The following is a 22,184-nucleotide window of genomic DNA, read 5'->3' as shown; positions in this document are numbered from 1 at the left end:
AAATCCTCCTAATAAGCAATTTTACTTGATACTGCAAACGCTGCTCGAGTAAATTTTTCAAATACATTTGAATCGGTTGGATTTAAATTCTTTAATATATCTTTCCGACTACTTATATCCGAATCCTCTAAAAGCTCTAACATGCTCATTTTATCAACTTTAGCGTCATACCTAGCTACTTCTCTAGCTTCACTTGCTGATTCAAAGAACTTTTTCTCTTTTTCTTGTAACTCAGGTATAGTCGATACAATTTCCTCTAAATAATTACGTAATGTATCGAGGATCTTATGGTATAACTCGTAATCTTTAAAGGTTGCAGGACTTTTTCTATAAATAAATTGTTCTTCATCAGTTAAACAGTACAATGCTCTTTTAAATACCCGTATACGACGTTCCCAAAGCTCACGATCATTTTTATGTTTGCCCTTTAGATCAACTAAATAGATCGCATAATCCGCAACATTTAGCGACTCTGAATATATTTTTCCTTGTTCGTAATCCCAACTTGTTCGAGTACCAAATACATTCTCATAAGCTTCTTCAAGTTCTTCTTGCTGCTCTATGCATAAACGTTCATAAGTTGTTGTTGCATTTAAATACCGATGCAATTCTGTATCAGTCATTTTGTACATGTATGTAACATCCCCTTCCAGGATGATGAGGAAGGGAAGCAACCTCATCAAACTACGTTTATTCTTTTTCTCCTACGGAAATCTTCGCCGGTAAAGTTTTCTATGAAAATCGTATTTTCGTACATTCGTGATAACGTACGGTCGCCTATTACCTTGCTTAGTGATTGTTCGTCAAAGTTGCTTGTCCAAATATTAGATTTGCCTTCCCTTAGATTGAGGAGCTCCGTCCATTCACTGGTAGACCAGGACACTTCTGCAACCTTCTTTGTTTCCATCCCTACATCATCTATAACAATTAAATCAAAAGCTTTAAACTGCTCGTTAAATCGGTTTCGCTCATGTATGTTGTTGAAGGTGCCCTTAATTTTGTTGAATAGGTGCATGGCTGTTATATAAGCAACCTTCTTGCCTTTATGTTTCGCGGTTTTTGCAATCGCTTTACTTAGATGACTTTTCCCTGTTCCTGTTTTACCTAGCATCATCAGGTTGAGTTGTTCACCAGCTAGTAATCTTTTGATATATTCAGTTGTTGTCTTCTTTGCAAACTCTGATTTTTCGTCATGCACTTCAAAGTTTTTGAAGCCTGAAGCTTCATTCTCATTAATGAAATACCATTCTTTATCAATTACCGCTCTACGTTTTTCGTTGAGAGTGTATCCAGTTTCTAGTGATAATGCTTCTAACTCACAATCTCTACATAAATCGCGAACAGGCTCTTCATACTCGGTTTCATCAAAAGCCCAAACCCATGAAACTCTTTCATCTTTCTTGCATGATGGGCATTCAGTTTTCTTAATTTCTACCTCAGAAACAATATCAATCAACTCTGGATGCACTTTAAAAAATAAATCCTCTTGGCGAAGGTTACCGAATTTCTCCCAAAAATCATTATCAGTCAAATTCATATTCATCATCATCGAAATCACCTCTTTCTTTTCGTGCTCTAAATCGTTCCATAGTTTGTCTTTCGCGTTCTAATGTTTCTGCAGAAGGCTCGAATAAAGATTGACTAGATTGAGCTGCGGATGTCTTTTGTTTTTCATTCACTTCCCTTGTCCGCTTGGCAGTTAGTTGTTCAAGTTTAGTGATTAATTCGTTTTTCCAGTTATTTAAAGTTGTTTCCGCATAAGAGATTTTATTTTTAGCATTTGCTAATACTGCAGCTCCCAAAGCTTCAATAATCAACTCTGTATCAAAATGATCAACTAGATATTCAACTTTCTGACCGATAATTGGAGTGACTGCTTGAATGTTATCAGCAACAAAATTAATAACCTTTTTGAAACCTTCATCAATCATCGTGTTTTTAGTTTCCCGAGACTCTTCTTGTCCTATAGAAAGATGAAGATGAAGATGATGATTTTCTTTTTCTTTTTCTTTTTCTTTTTCTTTTTCTTTTTGCCCACTTATCGTTGGCGTATCGTCATACTTACCGTTAGACGACTCGTGTGACGTATCGTTAGACGACTCGTGTGACGTATCGTTAGACGAGTCGTAATACGATACGTAGATAAGTTTGATCTCTGACCTTTCAATTTGCTCAGAAATATACATGATAAGTGAAACGTCTTTTACATTTTTCAACTCTGATTTAATACAATCTAAAACTGGTTTTCCACCTTTAGAAAGGTTGTATTTACCCCAATTTTTAATAGCTATTTCCCTGGTATTGTCGTTATATTTAACAATTTTGTGGTGTTCGATAAACCGTTGTAATAGTGACTTTACGCTTTCTAGTGAGTACCCCATATCAAAAGCCATTTGTTTTTTTGTAATTTGATAAATGCCTATTTGTGTCGTATTTGTATTTGTTAAAAGATAAAGAAAGAAGAATTTATCTTCTGGTGTCATTTCTTCTACGATTTTAGGATCATCCCAAAACTCGGTATAAACCATTCTGTATTTAGCCATCGCCCATCCTCCCTCCTCCAAAAGTGGCGAAGGGAAAAACCCCCTCACCTTTTTCTTGATAATGTTCATTTGCTTTAGTAAAATGAACGTATTAATTTATTTGTTCTGCTGCTCGTTACTCATTGCCGTGAGTAGTGAGCTTTTTTTCTTCATCCTCTTCTCCAACTAATTTATAAATGGTTTCCATTGCATCTTCCAAAATTAATTCCAACATCTCTTCACGAGTGATATCTTCTTTTCTTTCAATTACTCCAAGTGTTTTTGTGATAGAGTATGGTCCACAAGAATTTAATGCTGTATCCAATACTTCTGCTATTCCTCGAAGAGCTGCATCGTCTATTACTGGATGAACTGTACTTTTTTCAATTACTTTCTCTAACTCTTCCATAGCATCAACCGTTAAAACTAAAGGATTATCTTCTCCTAATGACTCAGCTAGAGTTAATGAAATCTCTTCAAGTTCCTTAACATCTACTAATACCATGTTTTTTTCTTTCATTTCTCTATTACCCCCTGTTTTGTATAACGCTCGCATCCCAGCAAAAAGTGGGTTTCCACTATCATTTTTACGATTGTAGATGTCTTGTCCTGTTATTCTGTGATAAGTAATTCCTACATTGTTTTGTGTGATGACTTGTAGTTCACTTGTAGCATCCAGTGGATAAACTACACCATCATTTTCACTTTCAAAATATGCTGTCGTTACCTTTTTGCCTTCAAGATCCACAAAGATATAACCTAGCATTGCACCCATTTCCATTGCATCCGCTTCAATAATTGATTGTTGGACGCTTTCGTTGAATGTTTGATACTTTTTCATATGCCGCCGCTCCCTTTCTAAAAAATTGATATTGTTGTGATAATTACACTTAGAAAAATTGTTACCTAAAAATAGAGTGCATCGCTTAGATGTAACTTTTCTTCACCGAAAAAATACATATTTAATTTTTTCATGAACAACCTCCAGTTATATTAGTTGGATACTACAGAAAATCAATTACTCACCATTTCATGTTGCAAAGATTGTTCGCGTGTCCATTCTTCAATCACATTTCGATTAAATAATATTTTTCCTTTAACTCGAAAATGAGGAATACTACTTTCTCTAACCATTGTGTATGCAGTTGTTTGGCTAATCCCTAACAGGTTACACAGTTCCTTAACATCTAGAGTTATCTTTTCCACTTCCATCACCCCTCTCAATTTGTAACCACCATGTTCACAAATGTGATTAACTATATTTTATATTGTATTTATTTATTTTGCAACCGTTATATTTAAAATTGGTTACAATTGTGATTATCGTGATATGATATACACGTATACAATTGTTAGTAAGGAGGATAATATGAAGGAGAAAAATGATTTCGGAAAATTTTTAAGAGAGTTAAGAACAAATCAAAAACTATCTATACGTGCCTTAAGTGAATCTGCAGGAGTTTCCCACTCTTATCTCTCACAGGTGGAGAACGGCAATAGAGGAGTACCGTCGCCAGAGGTAATCCGTAAGATCGCTGATGCTCTTGAATACGATTATTTCGCAATAATGAGAGTTGCAGGACATATGTCTACTAATGAGAGCAAAGACTATATGAAGAGTGATTTTTTTCTAACGATGATTGAAAAAATTTCGTTTGAAGGAAAAAAATTTTTTATCTCACGCTTTAGAGAAGCTGCTTGGAGAATAAATAGATCGCTAAATAAAGATGAAGAACAATATTTTAACAAATCCGTATTAAACTTAAATGACCTTGATGATATGGACTATTTTCTTAAAGGTGGAAAACTGGAAAATGTGGATGAGGAATTTGAAAGAGAATTAGAAGTATTTTTATTAACAAACTTTAGCAATTACGCAAAGCCAAGCGACTACTTAATACTATTAAGGCTATACAGAGGTTTTTCGATTGAAGAAATATCTAAAAAAATGAGTGTTGATACTAAATTTTATAAAGAAAACGAAGAAAATATAGAATTGTATCATTCATCTTTTTTAGCAGATTGGAGTAAGACGCTTGGTGAAATTTTAGGAGTAGATGATTTACAGGAATGGCTAACGAGACAACCAGGTATCTCGAGAGCCTTTATCAATAAACTTCAAGTATTACAAGATGAAGAAAAGCTTAATAATGTAAAAATAACTTTCGAACGTCCACGTTTTCAGAAACTTGAAGGTGATAAACAAGAAACCGAATTATCACCTGAAGAGGTAAAAGAACAATTTCTATATTTAGAAAACCTTTTAACTATGGAGGAAAATATATATTTAAACAAAAGAATTTTATCTAAACACGAAAAAGAAAAAGCACTCCAAATCTTAAAACTGATCTTTGAAGATACCCCTAACTATTCCAACAATCAGGAGTGAAACCGATGGCTAACATTGAAAAAAGAGGAGATAATTCTTATCGTTTCACTGTCTACCAGAAGAAAGATGCAAAAGGTAGGTACCCACGGAAAACCAAAACGTATACAGTCACAAAGAAAATGACTCCTAAGCAACTGGAAGAACATTTAGATCATGAATATTTGAAGTTTAAGCAAGAAGTACTTTCAGGGGAATATATAAACCCGGAGAAGATGCCATTTTCCAAATTTGTAGAGGAGTGGAAAGAAAAGTTTGCAGAAAAAGAATTATCCTCTACTACAATGGCTAATCATGAATTTAAACTAAATAACCACATACTACCTGTAATTGGACACGTTCCATTAGATGAAATTAATTCCATGATGCTGCTTGATCTAATAACTAACCTTACAAGAAAAGATGGCAAAGAAGGATCACTCACTTTACTTTCTAAACAGGACATCTACCGAACATTACTGAGTATTTTTAAATATGCCGCTCAATGGAAAGTTATTAGTAAAAATCCAATGGAAGGTGTTAACAAGCCAAAGAATAAGCACGAGGCAAAAAGAGAAGTGAATGTGTATGAAGCTGAGGAAGTGACAGCCATTCTTCACGCTCTCCAGGATGAGCCGTTTCATTGGAGAATGTTCTTGACTCTTTCTATTACTGCTGGGACAAGAAGAGGAGAAAATTTAGGACTTGAATGGTCTAGAGTGGATTTTGAAAACAATCGAATTGACATTACACAATCCATCGTTATCGGGAAAGATGGTCCCTTGCTTAAAGAACCTAAGTCTAGATCCTCTAGGAGACTTGTCACACTTCCACCATCCGTTATGGAAGAATTAAAGAAGTATCGTAAGCATTGGGTAGCGGAAAAGTTAAAATCTAAAACGTGGAAGGAAGTAGAGAGAGAATGGCTTTTCTGTCAGAAGAACGGTTCGCATTTACATCCTTCATCCCCTTCCAATTGGTGGAGCAAGTTCGCCAAAAGAAAAGAAATTAGATATATTCGTCTGCATGATCTACGTCACACTTCGGCGAGCTTGCTCATTGCCCAAGGTGTACATGCAAAAATTATTGCGGAACGATTAGGACATTCTGATATACGAATAACAATGGACACATACGGCCATGCTTTACGTTCAGCAGACCAAGCTGCAGCAGACAAATTAGAAAGTCTATTCCAGCCACGAGAAAAAAATAAATAGGGTTTATTTGAAAAGCAGTCTAAAAAGACCGCTTTTTTTGGTCAATTTGGTGTTAATTAAAACGCTTTGCAACAGTTTACTTTAAATTTTAACACCAATTTAACACCAGGAGGAAAAACGGAAACAAAAAACACCCTCACCATTTCTGGTAAGAGTGCTCTAAAACCTTGCTATAATCATCTTTTTAAGTAAGCCGCCTTTGCCGTACTCTAATAAGAAAGTTTTAAACCACCACTCCTCAAAGTGGGTGTTCGCAAAAGTTATCCTGCCTGTCCTCATTGTCGCAAGAGAATGAGGCCTGTCATTCCAACTTCTATATAAAACTCCCTGTTACAGCATAAAGGTTAAAACTTAATATCCATACGTACAATGCAGCCTATGTGAATATAATATACCCTTTTCAGCATTTTATCAACGGAAATTGCTTCCACTTAGTATAGGTTAATGTGCATCAGGAAAAACTCTTTTTATTGTATCGGAAAATTCTTTAAAAAATCCTTCTACCGGTTTATTTGCTCTGATTTTTTCTCCGTATTCAGTAAATTGTTTTGCAAAATCAGGATTGGTTGATACGTATACATTTTTAAAATCGGCATGTGTAGCCCTTGCCTGATCTGCAATCTTTGTCTCAAGTGCTTCACTTCCATTAACACCTTCTTTAAGTGCGACAGCCACATATGCATTTTTATCCGTGACGATAACATTTGCACTCTCTACTTCCTTCATTTTTGTAATTTCATCTGCTACATCATCCGCTAGTTCCAACTTATGATCATTATTTCCATTCACATCGGTATTAACGTTTTCGTTCGTAGTCGTGGTTGTGTTGGTTTCGGCAGGGGTTTCAGTAGTAGTTTTATTTACCTCTGTTTTGGTTTTATCAGCAGTCTTGTTTGTTCCACACCCCACTAGCGAACTAATAAGAAGCAATGTCATAGATATTTGTAGTATTTTACTCAATGAAAATCCTCCCTTATTTAACTCCATGAGGTTAGCATGACCTATTTTGTCCTTTTTATTCGTCTGCTCTCCGTAATATTTGTAATCAAACTGTAAATTACCTTGATGAGCGTAATGTTGACAAGGGCTTAAGGTATCTCGCAATGTTACCTGGAATAACTTTCCTTAAGGATCTTCTACTTTTACATGCTAAAATCGGTGCAAGTAAGAAATAAAAACTTCAGGAGGTATTCAGATGAAAAAACGTTTCGTAGCAACTACATTATCAGTCGTAATCGGTTTAAGTACGCTAGGGGTTGCCCCTGCCGCAATTCATCCAATAAAAGCCTCGGCTGCAACAATTAATATGCAGAATAACCAAAAAGCAGTAGAAGCAAAGGCAGATCAATTAATTCAAACTGGGAAGAGTTTAATAGGGAAGGCAACTTACAGTAATACTGTGTACAAGGCAACTTATCCTTACAAATTTTCTTGTGCAAGTTTTCTTATGTACATTTTCGAAAAAAATGGAGTAGATCTTGGAACGTATAACGAAGATTATATGATGCAACAAGGAACAGCAGTTGCCAGAAATCAACTACAAAAAGGAGATTTACTTTTCTTTAGAAGTAAGACGACAGGCACCGATCCGGATCATGTTGCAATGTATATTGGCGACAACAAAGTCATACACATGGCTGATTCCAAACAAAATATTGTTATCTCAGACTTAAATAGCAAACCTTATTACACAGACAATTATGTTACAGCACGTAGAGTATTACCAACTCTACTTCCTTCTAATCCGGCAACTAAAGGTGATAATGTTGTTACGAAAGCATATAGTTTAGTTAATAAAGTAAAAATGGGTAGTGTCAATAATGCATCGTCATTAAATTTTACTGCAACTGGTTTTGTTGACTACGTGTATAAATCAAATGGAGTAAATCTAGGCACGACCAATTTGAAAGATCTAATGAACAAGGGGACAACTGTTTCGCGCGCAAATTTAAAGAAAGGTGATCTGATCTTTTTTAATAGTGTTAAAGGATCAAAAACACCATCTATGGTAGCGATCTATGCTGGCGATTATCGTATCATCATTCCGAATTCAAGCGGGGTTTTATCAAGAGTTCTATTTGTAGATTATTATAATCAGCATTATATGACTGCAAAACGTGTTTTTTAAGTAAGTGAATACTTAAGCGAACGAGCCCTAGGCCTTTACATAGTATCTTGCCAGATTTCGTCTTAATATGGTCAGGATACTATGTAAAAAATTATTCTTTCTTAGCAGTTACTTAAGAAGCATTCATCGCATATAGCGAGAATGCTTCTTTTTCATGTATCAACTATTTTCTTTTAACTTATTGGCAAATTCAATCATGGAGCGGCTTGACATTGGTCCTTTAATGAGCAAAACTGCTTGGTTGTCTAGCTTTGGTTGTAGAACTTCCATCACTCCCTTGGTATCCTTAAACATATGAACATCTGCTTTCGATCCTTCTTCCATCGCCTTCCTAGCTATTTCTTCTGCTTTACTTCCTATTGTAATCAACGTATGAATATTTCTTTTTGCAACAAGACTTCCAATTTCAGCATGGTACTTCTTTTCAAAGTTCCCTAACCGTTTAATATCTCCGAGTATTAGAATGACATTTTTACCTACGCCAATTGAATCCAGTACCTTTAATGCAGCCTCGACAGAAGTAGGATTATTTGTCCACGTATCGTCAATGATTGTACTCCCGCCTTTTCCACTAGAAAACTCCAAGTGTCTGCTCATATTTTTATATGTTTTTAAACGTGAGATAGCTTCCTTAATATCCATCCCCATTTCGTTTACAGCAGCAATTGCAGCAAGCGCGTTATACACTTGATGTTCACCATATCCTGGTATAAAAGCGGTATACTCTTTTTTCATAAAATTAATTTGAAAATTCATTCCGTTTTCGGTAAATTGAATATTGGAGGCTCTAAAATCAGCCTTTGAACTTTCCCCAAAATAGATAACCTTCCCTTTAAATGAATGCAAAGAAACTTTTTTAGTATTTGTATCATCCGCATTTAAGATTAATGTGCCATCTTTTTTTATACCATCGACTATTTCTGACTTAGCGTTGATATAACCTTCTAGATTTCCGCAACCATCTAAATGATGAACACCAATATTAGTAATGATTCCTATTGTAGGCTGATAAATCATACATTGATGTTTAATATTGCCGGTATTCCCTAGCCCAAGTTCAAACACAGCAGCATTTGTTTTTCCATTAATCCCCATTAAATATGGAAACGATTGACGTGGCTCATTTTTACTGCTAATCGATGCATGCACATTCCAATCTTTGCTTAAGATATGTTTAATCATCTCTTTTGTAGTTGTTTTACCACATGTTCCCGTTATTGCAACAACAGGTATTTGAAATAAACTTCTATAATTATCCATAAATTTCCAATAAGATTGTACTAGACTCTTAACTTTTATAACTGTAGTATCTGATAGAGCATTTTTCAGTTCGGACAAAGGTTTATCAGATATTACAAGAGAAGGTCCTTTATTATTGATTTCATTCCAGTTAACATCATCACTTCTACTAACGAACATTAGCGAATTTCGTTTTGTAAGATCATGCCGATTATAATAAATAGCATGATTCACACTCCAAGTTTCAGAACCACTTATTAATTCACCTTTAAGTAAATTCCGAATGTCTTTCACGCGTAATGGTTTCATTTTTACTCCTCCTTCCCTCCATTTGACGATAAGTTATTCTTCATTTTGCAATTTCCTAATTTCAACGATTCTTTTCCAAATTGTTTTATTTCCTATTCCTGCAAATCCGCTAATTCCTGGTGTTGTATTCACTTCGTATAAAATTGGTTGATGTTCTGCATTTAGCCCTAAGTCGATGCCATATTCCCTGTTAGGATAATGTGAAGCGATAATTTTTGCTGCCGAGATAGATACTTCTTCTATACAATCAAGGATTTCTTTCTTTTTTTCCTCATCCATTTGGCAATGTAACGACATTAATTCATCAATAGTTATTATTGAACTGCCTCGATGGTAATTGAGAATACCATTATCGGTAGTTAGCTGTGACCCAATATTTGCATTCATTCCTCCTATAACCCATTTTCCCTTTAGAAGTTGAACATGAACTCGAATGCTCATAGGCAGTCCAGTTGGGGTATAACTTTTAATGCCTTCTTGAATAATATAATTCTCTTGTCTACCGAATCTCTCTAGTGGATGCAGTATTTTGTGAAAATCTTCAATTCTTGTAACGCATTTTGTAATTGGTTTGCCTTGTATTGAATAGCCGCTAAAACAATAAGAGTCGCCTTCTTCTTTATAAACTTTAAAAATTGCTCTACCTTGCCCGGTTCTCTCATGCTTTACATACGCATAATCAAAGGAATTTATAAAGTCCAAAAGATTTGCTAGACTGTATTTAATCGTCTGCGGAAGATTTTTTTCTGTTAAGGGATCTGTACTCAACAACAAATATTGCTCCCATTTTCCAGGTTGTTTCATTCTATTCACCTCATTTATCTCTTATATTTCTCTAGTTAATTACTTTGCACTAGAGAAGAGAATAAATTTTTTTTAGTTTTTAATATTCACTTTTCTTTTTGGTCTTTGAACATTGTTAGGTTGGGCACATAATTTCCTTCAATAATCCATACTTCTCCTTTATTTGTAATACCAATATCGAAGCCTATTATCTTTAGTTCTTCATTGCTTTTTTCAAGCTGATTAGCCGCCAATAAGCAAGTCTTATCTATTTTGGATTCAAGCTTTTCGCTATGTTTACTAGAAATAGTTGAATCTTGTATAGCATTTTCTAGAGTTAGTAGTTTCTGAGCTGCGTTTGTAATGATAAAATTCGCACCAGCTACTTTAACTATCTTGTCTGTAACAATCCATGTGGATTCAACCTTACGAGTAATTACTCTTACGTCCATTGGGCACTTATCTATCATAGCCAATTGTACTTTTTGCTGTACTATATAATCCTTCTTAAAAAGAAAAATTTCTTCAATATAACTATAAGTTTCATCTAGATTTGTTTTAGTTATATTCCTTATTCCAGAATGAATTTCATATATGAAGGGACTTTTCTTTGTAATTTGAGCAACTCCTAAACCATTCTGCCCAACACACGGCTTAACAATAATTTCGTTGAATCTATTTAAATAGTCTCTAAAAGTTACATGTGTGAGTAAGTTCGTCTTTGGCAAAGAAGATAATATTGCCCTGCTTCCTCTAAGTGTTTGATATTGGTCCCACTTACTTATTCGAGAATGAAGGATTGTATCAGAAATCCATAAGCCCTTTTTATAGTCGAACAAAATTTCAATTACAACCGTATTATATTTTGGGAATGATTTGCCAAGTTTTTTAGCTGCCATAATGGATAAACTCCTAATTTTTTCAACATAATACCTATGATAAAACTGACTAAAAACCGAAAAATTTTCGTCATATGCTACGGAAACAATGCGCCACTTGGCTGAAAGAGGCTTTCGATGAACTGTAACGATGGATCGGTAAGGGATTTGTGATGATTGGCTAGCGAAAATTTTTTGGGGCTGAATTACGTAATATTTTTGGTGTATTTCATAACAATTTATATATTCATAAACTGCTTCTTTGTTAATAACGGTAATTATTTTCTTTCGCGTTTTAATTTTATATTTATTATTTTCGAAGGAGATGTTTATTTCACCAGGACCAAAAGAAGGTTTTATAACTACAGCTTTATAATTTTCTAAAAAATAGATTAATGATTTCTTCGAAAAGAGCACCGTTTCAACTAGATAATGCCGTAACTTTTTTTCATCATGTAATATTTTATAATGACTCAGCCTCCCTCTACTGTATTTCAATCGATACACTCCTTTAAATGTCATTTTATATACTATTCATTAATACAAACTCTCATTGGTTACTTTTTGGAATTTTAATAAGAAACCGGTAATAACAAAGCTTTGGACATTATCATTTGCAGCTGAAGCAACTTGGTCTCTAAAGACTGCTTCAAAAGGAAATTGAACACCATCGACAATCCCAGTTCCCGTTACGGTCACAACACAGTTCTGACCTTCTTTTTTACAAACAACAGATGTTATCGCGTTTGCTGCAAAAGTAAAGTTGTTAACATTTGGAGTTTCTGTATCTTGAAATGTTAAGGAAAGAGTTGATGCAGTAAGTGTCGTAACACATACATTTGCCAAGTAAGTTAAATTACCTTAACAGTTCCTATCTGACCTACGAATTTTACATTATTACTTGCTGATAAAGCATCTACAAATACTCCACAAGGACATATAATACCCATTTTTAATCTCCCCTTTCAATTAGATTTCTATAAACTATTGCCGAACTCAATATTGTGTCACGGTGTTTGTTCCATTAAATTAGTAAAAAGATTTTTTTTAGTTTCTGATTTTATATCTCTTTTTAGAGAGGAATTATTTTTTCTTCCTCAACTTTAAAGCTAATTCGGAAATGTGTTTGCTATACATATCACCTTTTATCAAAATAATTGTATTGGAATCTACTATTTCATTTAATAGATCATAAACGAGGATTGTATTTTTAAATGTATAAACAGGCGAACTTAATCCCATTTTAACCGCATGGTTCGCCATGATACTTGCATGCTCTCCTATCGTAATAAGTACATCCACGCCAATCTGCTGTATTAATTCACCTGCTTGTTCATGAATAATGTATCCCCATGAACCTAAATCTGTAATGGTGCCAATAATCGCTATCTTTTTCTTTTCTTTTCCAATCTCATTTAATACCTTTAATGCAGCTTCCAATGAAGTCGTTGTAAGGCTCCATGTATCATCTAAAATGATAGATTCGTTTATTCCTTCAATTACTTGAAGCTGCTTATTAAATTTTTTAAATGTCTTTAACTGAATTGCTGCCTCTGGTATTGTAACCCCCATTTCATAGACAGCAGCAACTGCTGCAAGAGCATTATAGACTTGATGTTCTCCAAATCCAGGAACAAACATTTGAAAATTTCTCTTCTTATGTTGAACACTAAAATTCATACCATCATGACTGAATTGAATATTAAAAGCTCTAAAATCGCATGTCGTATGAGTACCAACTTTTACAATTTTACCTGGAAAACTATTGGTATCAATTTTACGTGTATTAATATCCTCAGCATTTATTATAAGTACTCCCGTAGGTTCAATAATTTTAAGCATCTCACCTTTCGCCTGGATATAACCTTCTAAAGTTTTACAATAGTTGAGGTGATGTGCTCCGATGTTTGTAATAATTCCTATTGTAGGTTTAAAATATTCTCCTGCTCTTAATATATCTCCTGGTGAACCTACAGCTGTTTCGAAAATTGCCGCTTCTGTGTCTTCTTCTATACTCAAAAGATACTGTAAAGATGCTGTTCGAGAATTATTAGTAAGATTTGTTGAAGTAACTTTTTTACTAGAGGAAAGTATATGCTTAATCATTTCTTTTGTTGTTGTTTTTCCAGAGGTACCTGTAATTGCGACGATTGGGATTTGAAACTGGCTACGATAATAGTGAACAAATTTCCAATAGGCGTATTCTAAATGCTCTACGTGAATAACAGTTAGATTCTTTGGTAATTCCGATTGACTAGACTTTCTATCTGTTACAAGTACTAAAGGAAAAAACTCATTCAATCTTTTCCAATCAGTAATTCTTTTGTTCGAAAAAAGAATCGTATTTTGGTTCTTTATTTGTTTTAATCGGTAAGCTCCAAAATGAATTATTATTTCATCCGAACCTTGTATTAAGTCTCCAGAAATAATTGCTCTAATCTCTTCGACTGTGTGTGGTTTCATTGTATTAATCACACTCCTCTCTTAGTTTATAATATGCTTTTTAGTAAAAGTTGATTGGATAATATAATATTAAATTTAACTTTTAAAGCACCTATATAAAAGTGTAGAGATTTCCGAAAGAATTAGGAGCAACCTCGTGATACATAACCATGTCAAAGCCAGAGCCTGTCATACATATAGAAGGAGTCGTATTTAACTGATTTATAATAGGGAGTGAACCGATTGAAAGCAATTATTTTTATTAGTACGAATAAATCTGGATCCAGCAGGGAAGCTATTAAAGCAGCAGAGCGTTTGGGCTTCTATACTATTCTTTTTTCTAGTAAAGAGAAACAAATTCAACAAAGGGAAGAATACACGGATGTTCATAAGATGATTTTTGTAAATACCTATAATCTAGGGGACATGAGAGAAGAAATCTCTAAGTTACAGGCCCAAGGTGTTATTATAAAAAGCATTGTCAGTTTTATAGATCCGTTTGTCCACATTGCATCCATTCTTTGTGATGAATTCTGCCACAATAATACCTCTTCTAAGGCGATTAAAATAATGGAGGACAAAGAGGAAACAAGATCTTTTCTTAAAGATAAATTATATACACCTAAGTTTTTATCAATTAAACCAAACGAATCTATTCCTACTGATAAGATATGCGAGGAATTCGATTTTCCAGTTATCGTAAAGTCTCCAGTATCTACAGGTTCCAAAGACGTTCTTTTGGCTACAGGAAAAGAACAGCTTGAGAAAAGTTTGGAAGATCTTCGCAATAAGAATCCAGAAGAAGCTATTATGATTGAAGAATATATAGACGGAGATCAATATTTGGTAGAGGTACTCGTTTATAACAACAAGCCACATATAGTTGCAATTATAGAACAAGAAATTACAAAAGGTAAAAGATTCATTATTACAGGGTATGGTGTGCTTGCGGATATTCCTCCAAAAATCAAAACAGAAATAGAAGAAATCCTGCACTCGATCACTACAGCATTTAGAATTACAAACGGGGCGTTGCATCTTGAAATCCGCTTAAGTGAAAATGGTTGGAAACTCATTGAGATTAACCCAAGGATTTCTGGTGGTGCAATGAATAAAATGATTCAAGCTGCATTTGGTTTTAGTTTAGTCCAAGAAACACTTAAGTTATTTTTAGGAGAGAGGCCTGAAATATCACCCAGACATAAAAAATATGTTTTCACCAAATACGTTATTGTCGCAAAGAAAGGTATATTAGCAAAAGTAACTGGAAAAACAAGGGCAAAAAAGTTACCAGGAGTTATCGAAGTTTACGTTAAACCTAAAAAAGGAACAACTTTAATCCCTCCTTTATCCATGGGACATAGATATGCTTATGTCATTGCAGTAGGAAGTAGCTTAGAAGAAGCCAAAACACGTGCTAACGATGCAGTAAAGGAAATTACTTTCCATCTGAAAAATGATTAAAACTAAGAACACCTTGTTGGTGCTCTTTTTTTTATTTTTCCTTGAAAATATTAAACCCGAATAAAAACCCCAAAAAAGGGCTTGGATTCGGGCATTGATTATTATTCTTTGAATGTTTGATCCAAAAACTGGACTGTATCAAACATATTAGTTTTACTTGCTCCTTTGACTAAAATTGTGTCGTCTTTCTTCACAATCTCTTTCAATAACTCATGTAATGCTTCCTTCTTTGTAAAATGATAAATATTTGTAGCAGTAAACCCTTTTAATTTTGCTTGATCACCAATTTCTTCTGTCCTAAATCCATAAGTGATTAATAGATCAATACCTTTTTCATAAACGTATTCGCCTACTTTGCGATATTCTTGTTCCCTCAAATCCCCTAACTCTCTCATTTGTCCAATAATAGCTATTTTTCGATGTTTTCCTATATTGGAAAGTACATCAAGTGCAGCCTTTACCCCTTGAGGATGGGAGTGAACTGTGTCATCAATTACTGTAATATTATCGCTACAGTTATAAACTGTTAATCTTCTTGGTGGTTTTCTAAAAATAAGCCCAGCCTTTATCTCCATTGGTGTGAATCCTAAGTAATCTGCTACAGCAATTGCATTTAAAGCATTATATACATGATGTTCACCTAATATCGGAATAAACAACGTAATTTCTTGCCCTTGTAGCTTCATTTTGAAACTCATTCCGTTTTCTACATAACGAACACCATATGCTCTGTAGTTAGCAGGTGATTTTATACCGACTGTCATTATTTTTCCTTTGAAATTCTGTGTCTCCAAATACTTTGAGTTATCATCATCCTTATTTAAAATGAGAATCCCTTTTTGATCCATTCCATGTATTAATTCAGATTTTGCATGTGCAACTCCTTTAATATCACTATCAAAGTTTCCAACATGTGCAAGTCCGATATTTGTCACAATGCTAATTGTAGGTTTTATGATGCTACAGTGTTCTGTAATGACTCCAGGATAAGCCATTCCATACTCGAGTACTACTGCTTCATGGGCATCATTAATTTCTGCTGCATGTTTTTTAGTGTGCTCAGTTGTATTCCAATAATCTTTAGACTCAAAAACGTTCCATTTTTTCGATAATATTGACGCAAGGAATGCTTTTGAGGTCGTTTTTCCGGCACTTCCCGTAATTGCGATAATTGGAATTTCCCCTTTTTCTTCAATTTTTTTCTTTTTTAATGTACTAATTTCTATTTTTATTTTTCTTTGGTTTTCTGCTACATACTTTGCATATTGAATAGAATGAATTACTACGTCTAATTCTAAGTAAAATGCTGGTGGACAGCCTGGCCGCCAATTTACTTCATAAACCCATATTTTAGAATTCTCATCTAAACCAACATCTATACCGATTTCGTCAATAACCTCTCCGTATTTAGTCATTTGTAATTTATCTAAATGATCCGCTAGTGACAAAGAAAAATGTTCTAGCATCCGTCTAATATCAAATGCCTCTCCTTTAAATTCCTGTTCTAAAAATGGATCTAAATAATTTGTGAAGCCACCGTTATTAATATTTGGAATAATAGAACCGATTGGAGCAATTCTCGGATAAATAGTGGTAATCACCCATTTTCCTTCCCCATTTTTTTGTACATGTAGCCTAAAGTCATAAACTTGCCCTGATTTAGTAACAGACTGTATATATGGCTGAATGATAAAAGTTCCTTTCGATAGCTTATCCTTCAAAAACTCATCTAACTGTTGCTTTGAGTAAAAATCACTTTCGGCATTCTTCCTTACTTCATAACGTTCTTCGATTTTAGAAATAAAGTAGATACCTTTTCCTTTTCTACCGTCAATAGGTTTTAACACTACTTTCTGAAAAGAAATAATGAATTTGTAAAATATATCCATTCTCTTTACGACTTCGGTAGGTATTAAGTAGTTTGAAAATTCTTTAGCTTCTTTAAGTCGTTCATTTATGTTCCATTTGTTTCCTAATGAATTTGTTGTAAAAGGAATTTCCTTTTTCAATTTATTTATTGTTGCTTTTGATTTTACTAATTTTTCAGGACTCCCCGCATTATAGATAACATCCGGAAAAGGCATAATTCTCTCTTTCCAACTTCCATTTTCATACACTTGACCTCTAATGGATCGATTAACAAAATTAACGGTGCCTGGTGAAAAATAAAAAAAATCGACCCCTTCCGCCTTAGCAACTGCCGCATATGCATAAGACTTGATGACAGTTGTGGGATCTCTACGATGATGTAACATTCCTATTATTGTCATTTAATAATCTCCTTTTAAATTTATACAATTATATAATTATTAAATTCATCCATTTTGTTTTGAATAAGGACAAACGTTCAGTTTTATAAAATTTTCAGTAAAAGTAAAAAAAATTCCCTAAGAAGTTCTCAGGGAGAGGATGCGTCATTACCATTTCGGCTCAATAATAATTTTTCTAGTTAGCAACTTAGTATCTAGAGGTTGGATTGCGCAGACACTTGATAAATCAACTACTTTACACGTAGGCGATTTCTCTAACCTAACTACATCACAAAGAGAATTACAAAGATTTCCTTCAATATCTAAAGGACGCAATAATGAAATAGTTGTACAGCATTTCTCTCTATCAATAGACTCAACTCGAAAATAGTTTGTTTCAAAGCACTCATCTGTATCAATCAGACTTAAAAGGTCTCCTGTTTTCGTGATTAAGAAGAAGGGAATCGTATCAGTGCCAACTATTTTAGCGAGTAAATTACCAAAATATTTAGTTGGAGAATCTTTTAATAAGTCCTGAAATGATTTCAATTCGACAAGTGCTCCACATAAAACGTGTTCACTTTCTTCTTTGTTACTGCTCATTTTACTTTTCAACTCCCTCCCTACTCCTATGTTTATATAATATTAATAATTATGAAGTATGTTCGGGATAAGACTTGACCAATTCGCCAAAATTGTTAGTCAAATTGGAGCTAAATAAAATTTTATTTCTTTTGCAGATGCTAACGCAATTGCTTCTGCTTTTTCTTCTGATTCAGATGCTGCAATTATGCATGCATACCGATTGCCCATAGAATACGGATTGCTTAGGATTTTCCCTTTGAGAGGCTTAATATAAACGTATTTTACTCCATCATGCATTAAAGCTAGCTCTTTACCAGTGACTTTGAGTAACTTACCCCTGGATCCTATCGTTAAATATCTAGCGTATACATATTGTTTTCTTGTTTCTATTAATGTAGGTTCCTCACCTAGATACATTTTTATTATTTCTTTTACTAGGTTAATCCCTGTCCCTTCTTCTATGATTCGATTCATTACTCCTCCTGACATTCTAGGGTTGATTTCGATTAGTTTCCATTCTCCTTGTACAAGTTTCATCTCTACATGGCATGATCCGTTAGTAAGCCCTGTTTGTTCAACGATGCTTGATATGGACTGACAGAGGTTTTTATAATCATCCGTATTTACTCTTGCAGGAAACTTATAACCAATAACAATAAACCTTCCATTGTAAATAACTTCTTGTGCAATTATCCCAACTACAGTTATTTTATTGTTATAAACTACAATTTCAGCGAGAAACTGTGGACCGAGTAAGTATTCTTCTATTAATAAGGAACTTTTGGGATGTTTTTTTTGTAAAAGTATTAAAGCATCGTCCAGCATTTCTATAGAATTAACGAATAATACATCCTTTGACCCATTGGAAATAGGGGGTTTTACTATTAAAGGGAAATGTTCTTTATATTTCATTTCAAACACCTTCGGGGAATCACCAAAATGAAAAGCTATATAAAAAGGGGTAATCGGGAGGTTTGCAAGCTTTTCTCTAACCTTTATTTTGTTTTCCATTAGATATAGGGAGTCTACTGAAATCCGTGCCAACCCTACACTTTTAGATATTCTGGCTGCATAAGAAACAAATGGATCTATAAAACTGAGGCATGCACAAATATGTTTTCCTTCTTCTTTTAACTTTGTAATATGATCAATAACTTGCTGTTCATCCATTAAATTTTTCATAAAAATAATCTGATTTACTTCCGAAAATCCGTGATTATTCGTCATTAGCTTACTTTTGTCGGTAAATAGTACAACGAAATACCCCATTTCTTTTGCAATCGTAAGAGCTTCTTTACTTGTCCCAAACTCATTACTTCCAATAAATACAATTGTTTTCATTCGAGAATCCATCCATTCATTCAGATTCATTTGTATCTATAAGATATGTATGCTCAGACAATTCGACAATTATTATCGCCTACCATCAATAGGAAAAACGCAGCATCCTTTAAGTGCATCTTGTTTTTACTATTTCCAGAGTACTTTGGACGAAACATTGGCTACACTATTACCCTTGGAATTATGTAGCTGGAAGTGACTGCATCACTTCCAGCTACACTTTTTTCGGTAATCTTGTGGCAGATGTGGTCCGTCGCCCTCTTGAAATGTGTAAAGACATGATGCATTTGGTTTGGATAATTAGAGAATAAATCCTATTATTTTAAAAGCGGACGAAGATACAATTTCGTCCGCTCAGCGCTTCTTTATCAATGGATGCTATCAATTTTTTAGGAGCTTGAAGAATTTTCCACTTCAAGTTGCCTCTATTATAGAATATCTATCCAGATTTTGATCACCGTTACCAAAATCAGTACCACCAAAATCATTTGAAGTATTTTTGTATTCATGCGTTTACCCATTTTCACGCCAAGTGGGGCTGCAATTAGGCTAGCAACAATCAAAATTACTGCTGGCAAATACTCGACTTGACCTGTTGTTACCTTACCAATTGTAGCACCAATGGATGAGAAAAAAGTAACCGCCAGACTTGTTGCAATTGTCATCCTTGTTGGAATTCTTAATACAACGAGCATAATTGGTACTAATAAAAATCCTCCTCCAGCTCCCACAATTCCTGAGCCAATGCCGACAATTAACGCTAGACTAGCTGCTAAAAATTTATTAAATGACACTTGTTCTAATGGAATGTCATCAATATTCTTTTTAGGGACAAACATCATTATTGCTGCGATAAGTGCAAGCACGCCATATACGATATTTACACTAGCTTCCGATAACGATTGTGAAGTAAAACTACCGAAGAAACTACCTGTTAAAATGGCAACACCCATATAAATTATAAGTTGTTTATTTAAATAACTTCCTTTGCGGTACGCCCACACACCCGAAATGGATGCAAACAATACTTGAAGGGCACTAATACCTGATACCTCATGAGCCGTGAACGCAGTAAATCCTAACATTGGTGGAATATACAAAAGCATAGGGAAATTAATAATTGCCCCACCAATTCCGAGTAGCCCAGAAATAAATGATCCCACAATACCCAATAACAAAATGGTAATAATCCATGCTATATCCATAATCCTTGACCTCCTATCTAAAAAAGAGAAGCAATATCTCTGCCTCCCTCCCTATTCTTATGCTTTTTTAATCCAAAATTTTAATACATCATCTTCTTGTGTATGTTCTAAAATGTTATGCCCACCTGAAGCAGCCCAAGCTGGAATGTCAGCTATAGCACCTTTATCTGTCAGGTGGATTTCTAATATTTCACCTGAATCAATTGTATCCATAGCCTTTTTCGTTCGAATAATTGGCATCGGACAAGCTAATCCTTTTGCATCTAATACTTTAGTTGAATTCATATTTGAATCTCCTTTAGTTAATATTTTTTAAATTACCGGACAGCACAACGGTTTGGTCCAATTTCCATTTCTGTTTGATCTACAGCGGATGGCGTAATTTTCCCCATATTTACATGACGAATTTCTTGATATGCATGTGGTTGTGGTGGCAAGTTATCCGTCACCATGCTACGGAATTCTCCTTCGTCCTTCATATTTAAACCATGGTTTTCTTCGAATAAATCACCTAGACGTTTTGCCACAGTACCATTTTCGTTTAATTCATCTATAATCATAAAATGTGCAGGTAATACGATTAACTCACTTGGAAGTTCACGATAACGACTATACAGCGTTTCACGAAGATCTCCAACCCAATCCTGAGCAAGACCAGCTAAATCCGGTCTACCAATCGAATCGATAAATAAAATATCACCAGTTAACAAGAATTTGTCATCTACAATAAAAGATGTTGAACCAATAGTATGTCCTGGTGAGTATAAAGCTTGAATCGCAATAGTTGTGTTACCGATTTTCACTTCATTTCCATCTACTAAAGGTGTGTATTCAAATACTACTTCTTCTGCATCTTTTGGTGGTAAGAAGTAAGTTGCACCAGTTAGAGCTGCAATATGACGACCTCCTGAAATATGGTCAGCGTGTAAGTGTGTATCAAATACATTCGTTATCTTTACTTGTTTGCTCGCTGCAAAGTTTGTAAATACATCAACCATACGGGTTGCATCAATAATCGCTGCTTCTCCATTTGATATAACCATATAAGAAAGACAACCTTTCCCTAGGCGCACGAATTGATAAAGCTCCCCATCGTTTTCCAGATCACTTACTTTTATTGGCTCTAAATATTCACTCCAAGATTTCATTCCACCTTCTAGATACGCAGCATCACTTCCTTCATCTGAAATCATCTCTGCTACCATGATGGATGAACCTTCCTTTGCACAAACAACTAGTAACTGTTTATCTGTTGGAATGGTGGATAATATCTCTTCAACCCCATCAAGTAATTCAAAATAAGGTATATTTAAATACTCAAATTTATGGCCTTCGATTTTCCAATCTGCAAAAGCATCAGCATTTCGTACATCTAAAATAAATAGTTCTTCATTGTTTATTACTTTCTTTGCTACTTCTTCTGCTGTCCATTTATATAAAGTCACTTTAAACTTACC

21 protein-coding genes and 1 other RNA gene are annotated in these 22,184 nt (G+C 34.4%); 4 read left to right on the top strand and 18 right to left on the bottom strand.

Annotated features, from left to right (window positions below; all coding sequences use genetic code 11):
• Positions 1-8 precede the first annotated feature (8 nt).
• The 5 genes from ACEPXD_RS01880 to ACEPXD_RS01860 all read right to left on the bottom strand — a co-directional run bounded on the left by ACEPXD_RS01880 (position 9) and on the right by ACEPXD_RS01860 (position 3,728).
• Positions 9-632 (bottom strand): hypothetical protein, encoded by a 624-nt coding sequence (locus ACEPXD_RS01880; protein WP_391119376.1) that lies wholly within the window; start codon positions 630-632, stop codon positions 9-11.
• Positions 633-679: 47 nt separating this feature from the next.
• Positions 680-1,549 carry an ATP-binding protein gene (locus tag ACEPXD_RS01875; RefSeq protein ID WP_391119373.1) on the bottom strand — a complete coding sequence of 290 codons (870 nt, stop codon included), beginning with the start codon at positions 1,547-1,549 and terminating at the stop codon, positions 680-682.
• On the bottom strand, positions 1,524-2,543 hold the full coding sequence (locus tag ACEPXD_RS01870; RefSeq protein WP_391119370.1) for a DnaD domain protein: 1,020 nt from the start codon (positions 2,541-2,543) through the stop codon (positions 1,524-1,526). Before ACEPXD_RS01870 ends, ACEPXD_RS01875 begins: the two co-directional genes overlap by 26 nt.
• A 115-nt stretch (positions 2,544-2,658) precedes the next feature.
• The gene (locus ACEPXD_RS01865) at positions 2,659-3,363 is read right to left on the bottom strand and encodes a hypothetical protein (protein WP_391119368.1); all 705 of its coding nucleotides are present in this window, start codon (positions 3,361-3,363) and stop codon (positions 2,659-2,661) included.
• Between the two features lie 173 nt (positions 3,364-3,536).
• Positions 3,537-3,728: a helix-turn-helix domain-containing protein gene (locus ACEPXD_RS01860; protein WP_391119366.1), complete on the bottom strand. Its 192-nt coding sequence runs from the start codon at positions 3,726-3,728 to the stop codon at positions 3,537-3,539.
• A 163-nt stretch (positions 3,729-3,891) separates the two neighbouring features.
• On the opposite strand from ACEPXD_RS01860, the gene ACEPXD_RS01855 reads away from it, so the two are divergent.
• Complete coding sequence (locus ACEPXD_RS01855) at positions 3,892-4,911, top strand: helix-turn-helix domain-containing protein (RefSeq protein ID WP_391119364.1); 1,020 nt, start codon at positions 3,892-3,894, stop codon at positions 4,909-4,911.
• Between the two features lie 5 nt (positions 4,912-4,916).
• Positions 4,917-6,104, top strand: a complete 1,188-nt coding sequence (locus ACEPXD_RS01850) for a tyrosine-type recombinase/integrase (protein ID WP_391119362.1) — start codon at positions 4,917-4,919, stop codon at positions 6,102-6,104.
• Positions 6,105-6,290: 186 nt separating this feature from the next.
• On the opposite strand, the gene ssrS is transcribed toward ACEPXD_RS01850, so the two are convergent.
• Positions 6,291-6,485: non-coding RNA, 6S RNA (ssrS, locus tag ACEPXD_RS01845), on the bottom strand.
• A 60-nt stretch (positions 6,486-6,545) separates the two neighbouring features.
• The gene (locus ACEPXD_RS01840; protein WP_391119360.1) at positions 6,546-7,064 is read right to left on the bottom strand and encodes a YhcN/YlaJ family sporulation lipoprotein; all 519 of its coding nucleotides are present in this window, start codon (positions 7,062-7,064) and stop codon (positions 6,546-6,548) included.
• A gap of 235 nt (positions 7,065-7,299) precedes the next feature.
• Here ACEPXD_RS01840 and ACEPXD_RS01835 point away from each other — a divergent pair, with 235 nt between their 5' ends.
• Complete coding sequence (locus ACEPXD_RS01835; RefSeq protein ID WP_391119358.1) at positions 7,300-8,232, top strand: C40 family peptidase; 933 nt, start codon at positions 7,300-7,302, stop codon at positions 8,230-8,232.
• 159 nt (positions 8,233-8,391) lie between these two features.
• Here ACEPXD_RS01835 and ACEPXD_RS01830 read toward each other — a convergent pair whose 3' ends face one another.
• The 5 genes from ACEPXD_RS01830 to ACEPXD_RS01810 form a co-directional block, all read right to left on the bottom strand.
• Positions 8,392-9,780, bottom strand: a complete 1,389-nt coding sequence (locus ACEPXD_RS01830; RefSeq protein ID WP_391119356.1) for a UDP-N-acetylmuramoyl-tripeptide--D-alanyl-D-alanine ligase — start codon at positions 9,778-9,780, stop codon at positions 8,392-8,394.
• 33 nt (positions 9,781-9,813) lie between these two features.
• A complete protein-coding gene (locus ACEPXD_RS01825; RefSeq protein ID WP_391119354.1) occupies positions 9,814-10,584 on the bottom strand; it encodes a YheC/YheD family protein in 771 nt (256 codons plus the stop codon).
• A gap of 86 nt (positions 10,585-10,670) precedes the next feature.
• A complete protein-coding gene (locus ACEPXD_RS01820) occupies positions 10,671-11,963 on the bottom strand; it encodes a YheC/YheD family protein (protein WP_391119352.1) in 1,293 nt (430 codons plus the stop codon).
• 15 nt (positions 11,964-11,978) lie between these two features.
• Entirely contained in the window at positions 11,979-12,287 is a 309-nt protein-coding gene (locus tag ACEPXD_RS01815) for a hypothetical protein (protein ID WP_391119350.1), read from the bottom strand.
• A gap of 237 nt (positions 12,288-12,524) precedes the next feature.
• Positions 12,525-13,904, bottom strand: a complete 1,380-nt coding sequence (locus ACEPXD_RS01810) for a Mur ligase family protein (protein ID WP_391119347.1) — start codon at positions 13,902-13,904, stop codon at positions 12,525-12,527.
• A gap of 222 nt (positions 13,905-14,126) precedes the next feature.
• Between ACEPXD_RS01810 and ACEPXD_RS01805 the strand changes: the two genes are divergently transcribed.
• A complete protein-coding gene (locus ACEPXD_RS01805) occupies positions 14,127-15,347 on the top strand; it encodes an ATP-grasp domain-containing protein (RefSeq protein WP_391119344.1) in 1,221 nt (406 codons plus the stop codon).
• Between the two features lie 101 nt (positions 15,348-15,448).
• Here the strand turns inward: ACEPXD_RS01805 and ACEPXD_RS01800 are convergent, their stop codons facing one another.
• The 6 genes from ACEPXD_RS01800 to ACEPXD_RS01775 all read right to left on the bottom strand — a co-directional run bounded on the left by ACEPXD_RS01800 (position 15,449) and on the right by ACEPXD_RS01775 (position 22,172).
• Positions 15,449-17,617 carry a YheC/YheD family protein gene (locus ACEPXD_RS01800; protein WP_391119341.1) on the bottom strand — a complete coding sequence of 723 codons (2,169 nt, stop codon included), beginning with the start codon at positions 17,615-17,617 and terminating at the stop codon, positions 15,449-15,451.
• A gap of 147 nt (positions 17,618-17,764) precedes the next feature.
• Complete coding sequence (locus ACEPXD_RS01795) at positions 17,765-18,211, bottom strand: CotY/CotZ family spore coat protein (RefSeq protein WP_225986135.1); 447 nt, start codon at positions 18,209-18,211, stop codon at positions 17,765-17,767.
• An 87-nt stretch (positions 18,212-18,298) separates the two neighbouring features.
• Positions 18,299-19,522 carry an ATP-grasp domain-containing protein gene (locus tag ACEPXD_RS01790; RefSeq protein ID WP_391119338.1) on the bottom strand — a complete coding sequence of 408 codons (1,224 nt, stop codon included), beginning with the start codon at positions 19,520-19,522 and terminating at the stop codon, positions 18,299-18,301.
• A gap of 428 nt (positions 19,523-19,950) precedes the next feature.
• Positions 19,951-20,727 carry a sulfite exporter TauE/SafE family protein gene (locus ACEPXD_RS01785; protein WP_391119336.1) on the bottom strand — a complete coding sequence of 259 codons (777 nt, stop codon included), beginning with the start codon at positions 20,725-20,727 and terminating at the stop codon, positions 19,951-19,953.
• A gap of 57 nt (positions 20,728-20,784) precedes the next feature.
• Positions 20,785-21,012: a sulfurtransferase TusA family protein gene (locus ACEPXD_RS01780; protein ID WP_391119334.1), complete on the bottom strand. Its 228-nt coding sequence runs from the start codon at positions 21,010-21,012 to the stop codon at positions 20,785-20,787.
• A gap of 32 nt (positions 21,013-21,044) precedes the next feature.
• Positions 21,045-22,172 (bottom strand): MBL fold metallo-hydrolase, encoded by a 1,128-nt coding sequence (locus ACEPXD_RS01775; protein ID WP_391119332.1) that lies wholly within the window; start codon positions 22,170-22,172, stop codon positions 21,045-21,047.
• Positions 22,173-22,184 lie beyond the last annotated feature (12 nt).

This window comes from Psychrobacillus sp. L3, from assembly GCF_042945595.1.
Taxonomy (GTDB): Bacteria; Bacillota; Bacilli; order Bacillales_A; family Planococcaceae; genus Psychrobacillus.
This window is presented reverse-complemented; position numbering and strand designations above follow the sequence as displayed.

Coding starts and splice junctions, on each gene's coding strand:
- ACEPXD_RS01880 (WP_391119376.1), bottom strand. CDS start 632: ATGTACAAAATGACTGATACAGAATTGCATCGGTATTTAAATGCAACA.
- ACEPXD_RS01875 (WP_391119373.1), bottom strand. CDS start 1,549: ATGATGATGAATATGAATTTGACTGATAATGATTTTTGGGAGAAATTC.
- ACEPXD_RS01870 (WP_391119370.1), bottom strand. CDS start 2,543: ATGGCTAAATACAGAATGGTTTATACCGAGTTTTGGGATGATCCTAAA.
- ACEPXD_RS01865 (WP_391119368.1), bottom strand. CDS start 3,363: ATGAAAAAGTATCAAACATTCAACGAAAGCGTCCAACAATCAATTATT.
- ACEPXD_RS01855 (WP_391119364.1), top strand. CDS start 3,892: ATGAAGGAGAAAAATGATTTCGGAAAATTTTTAAGAGAGTTAAGAACA.
- ACEPXD_RS01850 (WP_391119362.1), top strand. CDS start 4,917: ATGGCTAACATTGAAAAAAGAGGAGATAATTCTTATCGTTTCACTGTC.
- ACEPXD_RS01835 (WP_391119358.1), top strand. CDS start 7,300: ATGAAAAAACGTTTCGTAGCAACTACATTATCAGTCGTAATCGGTTTA.
- ACEPXD_RS01830 (WP_391119356.1), bottom strand. CDS start 9,780: ATGAAACCATTACGCGTGAAAGACATTCGGAATTTACTTAAAGGTGAA.
- ACEPXD_RS01825 (WP_391119354.1), bottom strand. CDS start 10,584: ATGAAACAACCTGGAAAATGGGAGCAATATTTGTTGTTGAGTACAGAT.
- ACEPXD_RS01820 (WP_391119352.1), bottom strand. CDS start 11,963: ATGACATTTAAAGGAGTGTATCGATTGAAATACAGTAGAGGGAGGCTG.
- ACEPXD_RS01810 (WP_391119347.1), bottom strand. CDS start 13,904: ATGAAACCACACACAGTCGAAGAGATTAGAGCAATTATTTCTGGAGAC.
- ACEPXD_RS01800 (WP_391119341.1), bottom strand. CDS start 17,617: ATGACAATAATAGGAATGTTACATCATCGTAGAGATCCCACAACTGTC.
- ACEPXD_RS01790 (WP_391119338.1), bottom strand. CDS start 19,522: ATGAAAACAATTGTATTTATTGGAAGTAATGAGTTTGGGACAAGTAAA.
- ACEPXD_RS01785 (WP_391119336.1), bottom strand. CDS start 20,727: ATGGATATAGCATGGATTATTACCATTTTGTTATTGGGTATTGTGGGA.
- ACEPXD_RS01780 (WP_391119334.1), bottom strand. CDS start 21,012: ATGAATTCAACTAAAGTATTAGATGCAAAAGGATTAGCTTGTCCGATG.